Below are 12,916 nucleotides of genomic sequence, written 5' to 3'. Positions count from 1 at the left end.
CCGTGGAAACGGGCCACGGTGGCCGCCGCCGGGCTCACTTGCGGTTGTAAAGGCGCATGGTCAGCGTGCCGAAGACGGCGATCAGCACCGCGCTCGCCACGAGCACCCAGCCGATCTCGCCCGTGTCCGTGTTGCCGTCCATGAGGCCGCGGGCCGCCGCCACCAGATGCGTGACCGGGCTCACGTCGACGAACGCCTGGAGCCAGCCGGGCATCGTCTCGGGCTCGACGAGGATGTTGCTCAGGAAGGTCAGCGGGAAGAGGACCATCATGCTGACGCCCATCACGGACTTCTCCGAGCGCAGCAGCAGACCGAACATGGTCCAGATCCACGAGAACGCGAACGAGAAGCCGATCAGCAGCAGGATCGCGGCGGTGACGCCGAGCACGCCGCCGTCCGGCCGGTAGCCCAGGATCAGGCCGACGACGAGGATCACCACCGAGGCGATGGCGTAGCGCAGCATGTCGCCCAGCAGGTAGCCGACCATGGCCGCGGGCCGCCACACCGGCAGCGTGCGGAACCGGTCGAAGATGCCCTTCGATATGTCGGTGTTGACCGCGACGCCGGTGTACATCGTGGTCATCACGACGCTCATCACCATGATCCCCGGCAGCAGGTACTGGAGGTACTCCGCGGTCGAGCCGGCGAGCGCGCCGCCGAACAGGTAGGTGAACATCAGCGTCATCATGATCGGGAAGACGGTGACGTCGAAGAGCTGCTCGGGAACGTGCTTGATCTTCAGCATCGACCGCCAGCCGAAGGTGAGCGAGGCGGACAGGGCGCTCGGCCGCGGCGGGCGTTCCCCGGGGGCGAGCACGGATCGCAAGGACTCCGCGGTCGGCGTGTAGGTGTCCTCCGCGTCCTGCGGCCGGTCCTCGGTGGTGCTGGTGCTGGTGCTGGTCGCGGTGGTCATGCCACGGCCTCCTGCTTCGCTTCCGTCGGGTGGGTGCCGCCCGCGGCGGCGATGTTGCGGTCGGTGAGGGCGAGGAACACCTCGTCCAGGCTGGGCTGTCCGAGCGAGAAGTCGTCGACGACGATGCCGCCGGCGGCCAGTTCGCCCAGGGCGCGGGAGGCCAGTTCGGCGGGTCCTGCCTGGCCGCCGGGCATGAGCCGGGCGGTGAGGCCGACCGGGTCGGCGTCGGCCTGCACGCTCGTGCCGAGGACCCGCGTCAGCAGTTCCTGCGCCTCGGCGCGCTGGTGGGACTCGCGCAGCCGGACGTGAACGGAGCCGGAGCCGACCGACGACTTCAGCTGGCCGGGGCTGCCCTCGGCGATGACGCGGCCGGTGTCGATGACGGCGATGCGGCCCGCGAGCTGATCGGCCTCGTCGAGGTACTGGGTGGTGAGCAGCACGGTGGTGCCCTGGGCCACCACGGCGCGCACGATGTCCCAGACCTGGTTGCGGCTGCGCGGGTCGAGTCCCGTGGTCGGCTCGTCGAGGAACAGCAGGTCGGGCGTGTTGATGATGCTCGCCGCGATGTCGAGGCGCCGCCGCATGCCGCCGGAGTACGCCTTCACCTGCCGGTCGGCCGCCGCGGTCAGCCCGAACGCCTCCAGCAGCGACGCGGCCCGTTCCCTGGCGGCCGGCTTGCGGTGGCCGAGCAGCCGCGCGAGCAGCACCAGGTTCTCCATGCCGGTCAGGTCCTCGTCGACCGAGGCGTACTGGCCGGTGAGGCTCACGCGGCTGCGCACGGCGGCGGCCTGCCCGACCACGTCGAGCCCGAAGACGCGGGCCTCGCCCGCGTCCGGCCGCAGCAGGGTCGCGAGCATTCTGACGGTGGTGGTCTTGCCCGCGCCGTTGGGGCCGAGGACGCCGTAGACGGTGCCGGCGGGCACCACGAGGTCGACGCCGTCGACCGCGCGGTTCTCGCCGAACGTCTTGACGAGTCCTGTGGTCTCGATGGCCGGCTGGCCCCTGTGGTCACTCATCGTTGCTCTCTCCGTGCTCCGCTCGCGTTCCGGTGGTCGATCGTATGTTCGTAAGACTTTGATTGTCGCGGCGTCTCATCGCTGGTTCCTTCTCTTTTTTCCTCGCGGGTTTCACACCGGGTAGGGCCTTTGGTCCCTGGCCTGGCGCAGTGCGCGGCCCCACCAGACGAGCTGGTCGAGCATGGCGCGGACCGCGCGGGCCCGTCCCCCGTCGCCGTCGGGCCGCTCCGGCTCGCCGGCCAGCAGGTCGAGGCCGACGCCATTGCGCACGGTCACGGCGTGCAGCTCGGTGAAGACCGGGCGCAGAGCCTCCGCCGCGTACTGGCCGAGCGAGCCCGAGCCGTAGGTGACGAAGCCCACCGGTTTGGCGTGCCACTCGTCGTAGGCGTAGTCGATGGCCTGCTTCAGCGAGGCGGGGAAGCTGCGGTTGTACTCGGGCGTGACCACGACGAACGCGTCGGCGCGGGCCACGGCCGCGGTGAACCGCCGCATCTGCGGCGTCGCCGCGCACGGATAGCACACGGGGAACTCGTAGTCCGCCAGGTCGAGCACGTCGGGCGCGATGTCCTCGCGCTGCCGCGCCAGGCCGGCGAACCACCGGCCGACGCGCCCGCCCGCCCGGCCCTCCCGGGTGCTGCCGATGATCAGCGCCACCCGCAGCCGCTCCGCGCCGTTCCCCGCCATGGCGGTCACCTCCCGTCCGTCCCTCACCCCAAGGGCGCGAGACGCGGGCGCGCCGCCGCGAGATCGGATCTCGCGGCACGTGGCGCGGCCCGCGGGATCGCCGCGGGCCGCGGGGCCCGCGGGCCTCAGCGCCCGGTCAGCCGGGTCAGCCGGGTCAGCCGGCGCTGACGCGGAGCTTGGACTGGCCGTGCGGCAGCTTCTCCCAGTCCTCCTGGAAGCGGGCGCGCAGACCGTGCCGTTCGGCGAGGGCGGCCAGGGTCTCCGTGCGGTAGTAGAAGTCCTCGCGCAGCACGTGGTGCTCGTGGCCCTCGGTGCGGTCGAAGGTGAAGTCGAAGAAGCCGCCGGGGGCGAGGATGCGGCCGACGTGCCCCAGGCACTCCTCGATCACGGACAGCGGGGAGTGGGAGAAGACGCTGTGCGCGTGCACGACGTCGAAGTGGGCGTCGGGCAGGAAGTCGAACGTGAGGTCGCGCGTGAGGGTCAGGTGCGGCAGCTTGTCCTGGAGCTTGTAGGTGACCAGCGTCTTCTTGGCGCTGATCAGGATGTCCGGGGAAATGTCGATGCCGTAGTAGCCGCCGGGGGCGAGGTGGTCGATGAACCGCCAGCCCGCGCGCAGGTTGCCGCAGCCGATGTCGAGCATGCGGTGCTCGGCCCGCAGACCGTGGTCCTTCAGGTACGCGAACTGCATTTCGCCGAGGGCCAGCCAGCGGGCGTGGCTGGCGCTGCCGACGGCCGCGTCGGGGTCGCGGCTCGTATCGGAGGCCATCACCGCCCGGTAATAGGCCACGTGGTCGCGATGCTTGAGCCGCAGCCAGGCGTCCCTGGCGGTGCGTCGCGCGTAGGGCGCGATGCGGCGCGGATTCCGCGCGGCGTAGCGGATCTTGTGCGCGATGCTCGCGCGGTTCACGGACAATCCGGCGCTTTTGAGATGCATGGGGGGCAGCTTGGTGCAGAAGCCGCGCCACGACCAGAAGGCGCGCAGCCGGACGCCGGCCTTCACGGAACAGTACATACCCCCTGGGGGTATTTGCTTCTCCATACCCGCCCGGGGTATACAGGTGGTGGAGGGCATACCACCCTGGGGTATTCTGACCGTCGAGGAGCACGCCCATGACTGCCACCACATCCGACAGCGCCGAGGTCGAGCTGGCCATCGGCGGCATGACCTGCGCCTCCTGCGCGGCCAGGATCGAGAAGAAGCTCAACCGCATGGACGGCGTCACCGCCTCCGTGAACTACGCCACCGAGAAGGCCAGGGTCGCCTACGGCGACGGCGTCACCGTCGCCGACCTCGTCGCCACCGTCGAGGCCACCGGCTACACCGCCGAGGAGCCGCGCCGGGCCGCCGCGCCGGAGCCCGGCGCCGGCGAGCCGCCGGACGAGACGGCCGCACTGCGCCACCGCACCCTGGTCACGGCGGTGCTCGCCGCCCCCGTGATCGTGCTGGCGATGGTGCCCGCCTGGCAGTTCGACTACTGGCAGTGGCTCTCCCTCACCCTGGCCGCACCGGCCGTGGTATGGGGCGGCTGGCAGTTCCACCGCGCCGCCTGGACGAACGCCAGGCACGGCGCCGCCACCATGGACACGCTGATCTCCGTCGGCACCCTGGCCGCGCTGCTGTGGTCCGGCTGGGCGCTGTTCTTCGGCGACGCCGGGATGCCCGGCATGACCCACCCCTTCGAGCTGACCATCGAACGCGGCGACGGCGCGGGCAATATCTACCTGGAGGCCGCCGCGGGCGTCACCGCCTTCCTGCTGGCCGGCCGCTACTTCGAGGCGCGCGCCAAGCGCCGCGCCGGAGCCGCGCTGCGCGCCCTGCTCGAACTGGGCGCCAAGGAGGTCACCGTCCTGCGCGGCGGCGCCGAGCGGCGCGTCCCCGTCGGGGAGCTGCGGCCGGGGGACCACTTCGTGGTCAGGCCGGGCGAGAAGATCGCCACCGACGGCGTGGTCGTGGAGGGCTCCTCCGCCGTCGACGCCGCCATGCTGACCGGCGAGTCGGTTCCGGTCGAGGTCACCGCCGGCGACCCGGTCACCGGCGCCACGCTCAACGCGGGCGGCCGGCTGGTCGTCGAGGCCACCCGCGTCGGCGCCGACACGCAGCTGGCGCGGATGGCCAGGCTGGTGGAGGACGCGCAGAACGGCAAGGCCGCGGCGCAGCGCCTCGCCGACCGGATCTCCGCGGTGTTCGTGCCGGTCGTCATCGCCCTGTCCGTCGCCACCCTCGGCTTCTGGCTCGGCAACGGCGCGGGCCTGACCGCCGCGTTCACCGCCGCCGTCGCCGTGCTGATCATCGCCTGCCCCTGCGCCCTCGGCCTGGCCACGCCCACCGCGCTGCTGGTCGGGACGGGCCGCGGCGCCCAGCTCGGCATCCTGATCAAGGGCCCCGAGGTGCTGGAGAATACGCGTCGCGCGGACACCGTCCTGCTGGACAAGACGGGCACCGTCACAACCGGCCGCATGACCCTGGTGGGCGTCACCGCCGCGCCCGGCGAGGACGAGACCGAGGTGCTGCGCCTGGCCGGGGCCCTGGAGCACGCCTCCGAGCACCCGATAGCGCGGGCCGTCGCCGAGGGCGCCGCCGCCCGCGCGGGCGAGCTGCCCGTGCCGGAGGACTTCGCGGCCGTGCCCGGCCTCGGCGTGCAGGGCATCGCCGGCGGGCACGCCGTGCTCGTGGGCCGCGAACGGCTGCTCGCCGACTGGGCGATCCCGCTCCCCGCGCCGCTGGCCGAGGCCAGGGCGGCGGCGGAGGCCGCGGGGCGCACGGCCATCGCCGTGGCCTGGGACGGCCAGGCCCGCGGCGTGCTCGAAGTGGCCGACGCCGTCAAGGACACCAGCGCGGAGGCGATCCGGCGGCTGCGCGCGCTGGGGCTCACCCCCGTCCTGCTCACCGGCGACAACGAGACGGTGGCCCGCGCGGTCGCCGCCGAGGTCGGCATCGACGAGGTCATCGCCGAGGTGCTGCCCGAGGAGAAGGTGGCCGTCGTCCAGCGCCTTCAGGCCGAGGGCCGCACGGTCGCCATGGTCGGCGACGGCGTCAACGACGCGGCGGCCCTGGCCACCGCCGATCTGGGCCTGGCCATGGGCACCGGCACGGACGCGGCCATCGAGGCGGGCGACCTGACGCTGGTGCGCGGCGACCTGCGGGCCGCCGCGGACGCCATCCGGCTCTCCCGCAGGACGCTGCGCACCATCAAGGGCAACCTGTTCTGGGCGTTCGGCTACAACACGGCGGCCCTGCCGCTGGCCGCGGCGGGACTGCTCAGCCCGATGCTGGCGGGTGCCGCCATGGCCTTCTCGTCCGTCTCGGTCGTCGCCAACAGCCTGCGGCTGCGCACCTTCCGGGCGGACACCGGGCGGTGAGCGCCCCGCACGGGGCGGAACCACCCCGCGGACCGGATACGTTGAGGTTGTTGCACTGAGAAGACGACAGCGAGGTGGCACCGATGTCCATGTGGGACCGGATCAAGGACGCCAAGGGGCGGAGCGGCTCCAGCGGCAGCGGGAGCAGCGGCGGAAGCGGCGGGGGCGCGCAGCTGGTGGGCATGTTCAAGAACCAGCTGTCCTCGATGAAGACGGAGCTGAAGAGCGGCGCGTACCGGGACGCGAGCATGGCGATGTGCGCGCTGGTCGCCGCCGCGGACGGCTCCGTCGACGGGGCCGAGCGGCAGCACGTCGAGTCGCTGATCGTCAGCAATGACGTCCTGCAGAACTTCCCGGCGGACTCGCTGCGGCAGCGGTTCAACAAGCACGTCGACCAGCTGGTGAGCAACTTCCAGCAGGGCAAGACCGCGGCGCTCCAGGAGATCGCCAAGGTGCAGAAGAAGCCCACGGAGGCGCGGGCGGTCGTCCAGACCGGCATCGTCATCGCCGGGGCGGACGGCTACTTCGCGCAGGCCGAGCAGCAGATCATCCGGGAGGTGTGCGCCTCGCTCGGCCTCTCACCCGCCGAGTTCAACATGTGAGAGCGTCCCCGGCGCGCACAGCGCGCACAGCGCGCACGCCGGGCGCAAGGTACGGTCCGGGCACCGGAGTTGAGGCTTCCCTCACCCGGACCCGGGCCTGCCTTTACCCTTTCCGACACAGCTCTTGACCTTCGGGAACGACGCTTGCGGCATGCACATCTCCTTGCGTGCCCGTACCGCGACGGCCGTTGCCGCCGCCGGGCTGATGATCACTGCCGCGGCCACCGGCGTTCAGGCCGCCGCTCCCGACGACCGCCCCGCACACTCCGCGCAGCAGCGGCAGGCCCCCACCGGGAAAGAGATCCGCGACCTGTTCGCGCTGTGGAACGACGCGCTCGCCACCGGCGACGCCGAGCAGGTCGCCGACCTGTACGCGGCCGACGCCGTACTCGAACCGACCCTCTCCAGCGTGATACGCACCGACCGCGCAGGCATAGTCGACTACTTCGAGCACTTCCTGCGCCAGCAGCCGTCCGGCGAGATCGACGCGTCCTACGTCGAGATCCTGGGCCGCCACGCGGCCGTCGACTCCGGCGGCTACACCTTCCACCTGACCGACCCGGAAACCGGCGAGCGGCACGACACGCACGCCCGCTACACGTTCGTCTACGAGCGTGACGCGCACACCGGCGAGTGGCTGATCGTCAACCACCACTCCTCGCTGGTGCCCGTGGACTGAACGGGCCGGAGACCCGCGCGTGCGGCGGTCAGGACGGCCGCCGCACGTTCAGGTGCAGCTCCTTCAGCCGGGACTCGTCCACCGTGCTCGGCGCGCCCATCAGCAGGTCCTGCGCATTGCCGTTGAGCGGGAACGCGATGGTCTCGCGAATGTTCGGCTCGTCGGCGAGCAGCATCACGATGCGGTCGATGCCCGGGGCGATGCCGCCGTGCGGCGGGGCGCCGAAGCGGAACGCGCGGAGCATGCCGCCGAATTCGCGCTCGACCTCCTCCGCGCTGTAGCCGGCGATCCCGAACGCCTTGATCATGACGTCGGGCTCGTGGTTCCTGATGGCGCCGGAGGACAGCTCGATCCCGTTGCACACGATGTCGTACTGCCAGGCCAGCACGTCCAGCGGGTCCTTGCCCTCCAGCGCGGCGAGCCCGCCCTGCGGCATGGAGAACGGGTTGTGCGAGAACTCGATGGCGCCGGTGTCCTCGTTCCGCTCGAACATGGGGAAGTCCACGATCCAGCAGAAGCGGAACACGCCCTCCTCGAAGTGCCCGGCGCGGCGGGCGGCCTCCACCCGCACCGCGCCCATGATCTTCGAGACCTCGTCGAACTCGCCCGCGCCGAAGAAGACGGCGGTGCCCGGGCCCGCGTCGAGCCGCGCCAGCAGCGCGGCCACGTCCTGCTCCGTCAGGAACTTCGCGATCGGGCCCGTCAGCTTCAGGTCCTCCCCGACGCGCACCCAGGCCAGACCCTTGGCGCCCTGCTCGACGGCGAAGTCGCCCAGCTGGTCGAAGAACCGCCGCGGCTGCGCGGCCGTGTCCGGCACGGCGAGCGCCCGCACATGCCGGTCGGCGAACGCCTTGAAACCGGACCCGGCGAAGATGTCGGAGACGTCGGTCAACCGCAGCTTGGCGCGCAGGTCCGGCTTGTCCGAGCCGTAGGCCAGCATCGCCTCGCGGTACGGAATCCGCGGGAACGGCGAGGTGACGTGCCGGTCACCGCCGAACTCCGTGAACAGCTCCGTCATCACCTGCTCGATGACGGCGAACACGTCCTCCTGCTCGACGAAGCTCATCTCCACGTCGAGCTGGTAGAACTCGCCGGGCGACCGGTCGGCCCGCGCGTCCTCGTCGCGGAAACACGGCGCGATCTGGAAGTAACGGTCGAAGCCGGCGATCATCAGCAGCTGCTTGAACTGCTGCGGCGCCTGCGGCAGGGCGTAGAAGGTGCCCGGGTGCAGCCGCGAGGGCACCAGGAAGTCGCGCGCGCCCTCCGGCGAGGTGGCCGACAGGATCGGCGTCGCCAGCTCGTTGAACCCGAGGCCGGTCATCTTCCGCCGGATGGCCGCGATCACGGCGGAACGCAGCATGATGTTGCGGTGCATCCGCTCCCGGCGCAGGTCGAGGAAGCGGTACTCCAGGCGCCGCTCCTCGTTCACCCCGTCCTCGGCGTTGATGGTGAACGGGATCTGCTCGGCGGTGCCGAGCACCTCGATCTCCGTCACCTCGATCTCGATGTCGCCGGTGGCCAGCTCGGGGTTGACATTGTCCGCGCCGCGGCCCACGACCCGGCCGTCCACGCGGATGACGGACTCCTTGGCGAGGGAGCCGAGGCGCTCGTCCACGGCCTGGCTGCCCGGGGCCTCCGGGTGCACGACCAGCTGAACGATGCCGTGGTGGTCACGCAGGTCGACGAAGAGGATGCCGCCCAGATTCCGGCGGTTGTGCAGCCACCCGGACAGCCGGACATCCTTGCCGATGTCCGCGGAGCGCAGCTCGCCGCAGGTGTGGGACCGGTACCGATGCATCGTTCATCCAAGTCGTCTTGAGAGCCGTCGTCGAGACGTCGCCGGTGGGTGTGCGGGGCGGCCTCTCAGACTACCGCCGCCCGCCGTCCCCACCGCCCCGGCCCAATACTGGTGGCCGCAGCCGATCACAGCACCATAAAGTGGGGCAATATGCGCACCGAGGACGTGCTGGGCGCCACGGAAACCGGGCTGTGGACGTGGGACGGCGCCCGCGGGCTCGTCACCCTCGACGCGACCGCCGCCCGGCTGTTCGATCTGCCCGCGGAAGAGGTCACCGTCCCGGAGTCCGCGATGCGCTCCCGGGTGCCCGCCGAGGATGTCATCGAGATCCAGCGCGTCCTGGCCGCGGCGGAGGCCGAGGGCCGCGTCGCGGAGGTGCGGATGCGGGTGATCAGCGACGACGGCACCGTGCTGCGGACCGTGCGCAGCCGCCTGCGGCCGGTCGGGGAGGGACAGGCGGCCGTCGAGGGCGTGGTGTCCGGCCTGGCCGGGACGGTGGCGGAGGTGCCCGCGGCGCCGGGCCGGCCGTCGTCCGTCGAGTGGGACTGGCGGCGCGCCCGGGAGGCGTTCCTCCTCGACGCGGGGCAGGCGCTGTCCGAGGCCCGCACCACCCAGGACGTGCTGCGGGTGACCGCCTCGCTCGCGATGCCCGGCTTCTCGCCGGACGGCATCGCGGTGTTCGTGCAGGAGGGCGACCAGGTCCAGGTCGCCGACTACCACGGGTACCGCTTCGACGAGGTGTCCGCCGGCTTCCCGATCCCCCTGTCGGCCAACTATCCGGCGGCGCGGGTGCTGCGCGACGGCCGGGCGGTGTACCTGGCGACCCCGGAGGAGTACCGCGGGAGCTACCCGGAGCTGTGGCCGTTCGTGGAGCGTTTCGGCCACAAGTCCTGGGCCTACCTCCCGCTGGTCGTCGCGGGGCGCACGATCGGCGTGTGGCTGGTCGCGTTCCGCGCCGCCGTCGGCTTCACCATCGAGGACAGGTCCCTGCTGTCCACCGTCGCCCGCCTGCTCGCGCAGGCGCTCTCGCGCGCCTACCTCCAGGACACGGAACGCGAGCTGTCCGCCGACCTCCAGCACACCATGCGCCCAGGCCCCGCGCCCGGCGTGCCGGGCCTGGTGATCGCCAGCCGGTACGTGCCGGCCGGCGGCGGGCTCCAGGTCGGCGGCGACTGGTACGACGTGATCCCGCTGCCGTCCGGCCGGGTGGCGCTGATCATCGGCGACGTGCAGGGCCACGACGTGCGGGCCGCCGCGGTCATGGCGCAGCTGCGGATCGTGCTGCGCGCGTACGCATCGGAGGGGCACCGGCCGGACGCGGTGCTCTCGCGGGCCTCCCGGTTCCTGGCGGCACTGACGGCCGAGCCGGAGGCGGCGTTCGGCGAATCCCGCTTCGCGACCTGCCTGTACGTGGAGGTCGACCCGCCCACGGGCACCCTCGACATCGCGCGCGCCGGGCACCTGGACCCGGCGCTGGTGCTCCAGGACGGCACGATGGTGATGCGGCCCACCGCGGGCGGCCTGCCGCTCGGCGTCGCGCCCCAGGGCGACTACCCGGCGACCCGGCTGATGCTCCAGCCGGGCGAGACGCTGCTGCTGTGCACCGACGGGCTGATCGAGACCGGGCGGCACGATCTGGACTCGGGCTGGGCGCGGCTGCGGAAGGCGGTGGCCGGGCTGAGCGGCCTCCAGCTGGAGGACCTGGCGGACAGCCTGATCGAGACGGTGCACGGGAACGCGCCGCCGCAGACCTCGTCGCCGATGGCGGACCGGGACCTGGACGACATCGCGCTGCTCCTGCTGCGCCGCCCCGAGGAACGCAGGACCGGCCTGCCGGGCGCCGCGCCGGTGCGCCGGGTGGTGCTGACCGTGGCGCAGTCGGAGCCGGTCCGGATCTCCGACGCGCGCGGGCAGTTGGCGTCACTGCTGCACGACTGGACCGACCCGGACCGGGTGTTCGGCGCCACCCTGATGCTGTCGGAGGTGGTGACGAACGTGCTGACGCACACGGACGGGGACGCGCTGCTGGTCGCCGAGCTGAGCGGGCGCCCGGGGGACCGGCAGCTGCGGGTGGAGGTCAGCGACCCGAGCGACCAGCCGCCGCACCCGAGGCAGCCGGGGGAGCTGGCCTCCTCGGGGCGGGGGCTGCTGCTGATGGAGTCGCTGGCCGACGCCTGGGGCTACGCGCCGCGCGGCGCCGGCAAGACGACCTGGTTCGAACTGCGCGAGGAGCCCCTTGAGGACCCGTCCTGAGACCGGCCGGGGGCGGGTTCAGGCGTCGTGAACGGCGGGGATGGTGCCGAGGCGGCCTTTCTGGAAGTCGTCGAAGGCCCGGTGAAGCTCTTCGCGGGTGTTCATGACGAACGGGCCGTAGTGGGCCATGGGTTCGCGGATGGGTTGGCCGCCGAGGAGGATGACGTCCAGGTCGGGAGCGTTGGCGTCCTGCTGCTCGTCCGCGCGGACGGTAATCGACGAGCCCGCGCCGTAGACGGCGGTCTGGCCGGTGTGGACGGGGCGGCGGTCGGGCCCCGCGGAGCCGCGGCCGGCCAGCACGTAGGCGAGGGCGTTGAAGTCCGCGCGCCAGGGGAGGGTCAGCTCGGCGCCGGGGGTGAGGGTGGCGTGGATGAGGGTGATGGGGGTCTGGGTGGCGCCGGGGCCGCGGTGGCCGTCCAGTTCGCCGGCGATGACACGGATGAGGGCGCCGCCGTCGGGGCTGGTGAGCAGGGCGACGCTGCCGCTGCGCAGGTCCTGGTACTTGGGGGCCGTCATCTTGTCCCTGGCCGGGAGGTTGACCCAGAGCTGGATGCCGTGGAAGAGGCCGCCGCTCATGACCAGCGACTCGGGCGGCGCCTCGATGTGGAGCAGCCCGGAGCCGGCCGTCATCCACTGGGTGTCGCCGTTGGTGATGGTGCCGCCGCCGCCCTGGCTGTCCTGGTGGTCGAGCACCCCGTCGATGATGTAGGTGACGGTCTCGAAGCCCCGGTGCGGGTGCCAGGGGGTGCCCTTCGGCTCCCCGGGCGCGTACTCCACCTCGCCCATCTGGTCCATCATGATGAACGGGTCGAGGTGCGGGTAGTTGATCCCCGCGAACGCCCGGCGTACCGGGAAGCCCTCGCCCTCGAAGCCGGCCGGGGCGGTGACCACGGCGCGGACGGGCCGGGCGGGGGCGGCCGGCGGGGGTGCGGCGACGCGGGGCAGGGTCAGCGGGTTCTCGACGGTGATCGCGGGCATGTGCGGTCCTCCTCGGCGACTGCCCACAGGTTAGTTGAATACTTAACAGTCTGTCGAGGGGCGCCCGCCCCCCGGGGTCAGCCGTAGAGTCGGCGCATCGTGTAATCGACCATCTCCTCCACGGACTTGGCGTCCAGCACGAGGCGGTGCTCGCCCTCCATGTCGAGCGCGAAGCCGTAGCCGCCCGGCAGCAGGTCGAGCACCTCGCCACCGGTCACCGTGAAGTACCGCGACTCCTTGCCCGCGTAGCGGCGCAGCTCCTTCAGCGAGGTGAAGAGCGGGATCACCGGCTGCTGCGTGTTGTGCAGCGCCAGGAAGCCCGGATTCTCGCCCCGCGGGCAGTAGATCTTGGCGCCGAGGAAGATGTCGTGGAACTCCTCGCTCGACATCGCGCCCGAGGTGTACGCCCGCAGCGCGTCCACCAGCGTGGGCGGCGCGGGGGCCGCCGCTCCGGCGGCGGCGGGCGGCTGCTGCTGTTGCTGCTGCTCGGGGTAGAGCTGCTGGCCGCCGTACCCGGCGGCGGCGGGAGGCTGCTGGACCCCGTAGGGCTGCTGGCCGGTGTAGCCCGGCTGGTCGTAGCCGTACATGTGAGAAAGAGTACGGCCCGCTTCTGTCCTGAATCCGCTTGCTTCT

General features: G+C 72.1%; 11 protein-coding genes. 4 read left to right on the top strand and 7 right to left on the bottom strand.

Annotated elements, in window-relative coordinates; translation table 11 throughout:
• Nucleotides 1-34: 34 nt before the first annotated feature.
• The 4 genes from RM779_RS22125 to RM779_RS22110 all read right to left on the bottom strand — a co-directional run bounded on the left by RM779_RS22125 (nucleotide 35) and on the right by RM779_RS22110 (nucleotide 3,547).
• Entirely contained in the window at nucleotides 35-913 is an 879-nt protein-coding gene (locus RM779_RS22125; protein ID WP_311619497.1) for an ABC transporter permease, read from the bottom strand.
• A complete protein-coding gene (locus tag RM779_RS22120; protein ID WP_311619496.1) occupies nucleotides 910-1,929 on the bottom strand; it encodes an ATP-binding cassette domain-containing protein in 1,020 nt (339 codons plus the stop codon). The genes RM779_RS22125 and RM779_RS22120 overlap by 4 nt, the downstream gene beginning before the upstream one ends.
• A gap of 111 nt (nucleotides 1,930-2,040) precedes the next feature.
• On the bottom strand, nucleotides 2,041-2,613 hold the full coding sequence (locus tag RM779_RS22115; RefSeq protein WP_311619495.1) for an NADPH-dependent FMN reductase: 573 nt from the start codon (nucleotides 2,611-2,613) through the stop codon (nucleotides 2,041-2,043).
• Nucleotides 2,614-2,767: 154 nt separating this feature from the next.
• The gene (locus tag RM779_RS22110; RefSeq protein WP_311619494.1) at nucleotides 2,768-3,547 is read right to left on the bottom strand and encodes a class I SAM-dependent methyltransferase; all 780 of its coding nucleotides are present in this window, start codon (nucleotides 3,545-3,547) and stop codon (nucleotides 2,768-2,770) included.
• Nucleotides 3,548-3,723: 176 nt separating this feature from the next.
• Here RM779_RS22110 and RM779_RS22105 point away from each other — a divergent pair, with 176 nt between their 5' ends.
• The 3 genes from RM779_RS22105 (at nucleotide 3,724) to RM779_RS22095 (ending at nucleotide 7,254) form a co-directional block, all read left to right on the top strand.
• On the top strand, nucleotides 3,724-5,973 hold the full coding sequence (locus RM779_RS22105) for a heavy metal translocating P-type ATPase (protein WP_311619493.1): 2,250 nt from the start codon (nucleotides 3,724-3,726) through the stop codon (nucleotides 5,971-5,973).
• 83 nt (nucleotides 5,974-6,056) lie between these two features.
• A complete protein-coding gene (locus RM779_RS22100; RefSeq protein WP_311619492.1) occupies nucleotides 6,057-6,575 on the top strand; it encodes a tellurite resistance TerB family protein in 519 nt (172 codons plus the stop codon).
• Nucleotides 6,576-6,726: 151 nt separating this feature from the next.
• Nucleotides 6,727-7,254, top strand: coding sequence for an SgcJ/EcaC family oxidoreductase (locus RM779_RS22095; protein ID WP_311619491.1), 528 nt, complete (start codon nucleotides 6,727-6,729; stop codon nucleotides 7,252-7,254).
• 28 nt (nucleotides 7,255-7,282) lie between these two features.
• Here RM779_RS22095 and aspS read toward each other — a convergent pair whose 3' ends face one another.
• Nucleotides 7,283-9,052, bottom strand: a complete 1,770-nt coding sequence (gene aspS, locus RM779_RS22090) for an aspartate--tRNA ligase (RefSeq protein ID WP_311619490.1) — start codon at nucleotides 9,050-9,052, stop codon at nucleotides 7,283-7,285.
• A 150-nt stretch (nucleotides 9,053-9,202) separates the two neighbouring features.
• On the opposite strand from aspS, the gene RM779_RS22085 reads away from it, so the two are divergent.
• Nucleotides 9,203-11,305 (top strand): SpoIIE family protein phosphatase, encoded by a 2,103-nt coding sequence (locus RM779_RS22085; protein ID WP_311619489.1) that lies wholly within the window; start codon nucleotides 9,203-9,205, stop codon nucleotides 11,303-11,305.
• A gap of 18 nt (nucleotides 11,306-11,323) precedes the next feature.
• Here the strand turns inward: RM779_RS22085 and RM779_RS22080 are convergent, their stop codons facing one another.
• Nucleotides 11,324-12,283 (bottom strand): pirin family protein, encoded by a 960-nt coding sequence (locus RM779_RS22080; RefSeq protein ID WP_311619488.1) that lies wholly within the window; start codon nucleotides 12,281-12,283, stop codon nucleotides 11,324-11,326.
• 77 nt (nucleotides 12,284-12,360) lie between these two features.
• Nucleotides 12,361-12,870, bottom strand: a complete 510-nt coding sequence (locus RM779_RS22075) for an SseB family protein (RefSeq protein WP_311619487.1) — start codon at nucleotides 12,868-12,870, stop codon at nucleotides 12,361-12,363.
• Nucleotides 12,871-12,916: the final 46 nt, after the last annotated feature.

Origin of the sequence: Streptomyces johnsoniae (assembly GCF_031845565.1) — a bacterium.
GTDB classification, from domain to species: Bacteria; Actinomycetota; Actinomycetes; order Streptomycetales; family Streptomycetaceae; genus Streptomyces; species Streptomyces johnsoniae.
This window is presented reverse-complemented; position numbering and strand designations above follow the sequence as displayed.

Excerpts from the sequence above, each read along its gene's own strand:
- RM779_RS22125 (WP_311619497.1), bottom strand. The coding sequence starts at position 913 with ATGACCACCGCGACCAGCACCAGCACCAGCACCACCGAGGACCGGCCG.
- RM779_RS22120 (WP_311619496.1), bottom strand. The coding sequence starts at position 1,929 with ATGAGTGACCACAGGGGCCAGCCGGCCATCGAGACCACAGGACTCGTC.
- RM779_RS22115 (WP_311619495.1), bottom strand. The coding sequence starts at position 2,613 with ATGGCGGGGAACGGCGCGGAGCGGCTGCGGGTGGCGCTGATCATCGGC.
- RM779_RS22110 (WP_311619494.1), bottom strand. The coding sequence starts at position 3,547 with ATGCATCTCAAAAGCGCCGGATTGTCCGTGAACCGCGCGAGCATCGCG.
- RM779_RS22105 (WP_311619493.1), top strand. The coding sequence starts at position 3,724 with ATGACTGCCACCACATCCGACAGCGCCGAGGTCGAGCTGGCCATCGGC.
- RM779_RS22100 (WP_311619492.1), top strand. The coding sequence starts at position 6,057 with ATGTCCATGTGGGACCGGATCAAGGACGCCAAGGGGCGGAGCGGCTCC.
- RM779_RS22095 (WP_311619491.1), top strand. The coding sequence starts at position 6,727 with ATGCACATCTCCTTGCGTGCCCGTACCGCGACGGCCGTTGCCGCCGCC.
- aspS (WP_311619490.1), bottom strand. The coding sequence starts at position 9,052 with ATGCATCGGTACCGGTCCCACACCTGCGGCGAGCTGCGCTCCGCGGAC.
- RM779_RS22085 (WP_311619489.1), top strand. The coding sequence starts at position 9,203 with ATGCGCACCGAGGACGTGCTGGGCGCCACGGAAACCGGGCTGTGGACG.
- RM779_RS22080 (WP_311619488.1), bottom strand. The coding sequence starts at position 12,283 with ATGCCCGCGATCACCGTCGAGAACCCGCTGACCCTGCCCCGCGTCGCC.
- RM779_RS22075 (WP_311619487.1), bottom strand. The coding sequence starts at position 12,870 with ATGTACGGCTACGACCAGCCGGGCTACACCGGCCAGCAGCCCTACGGG.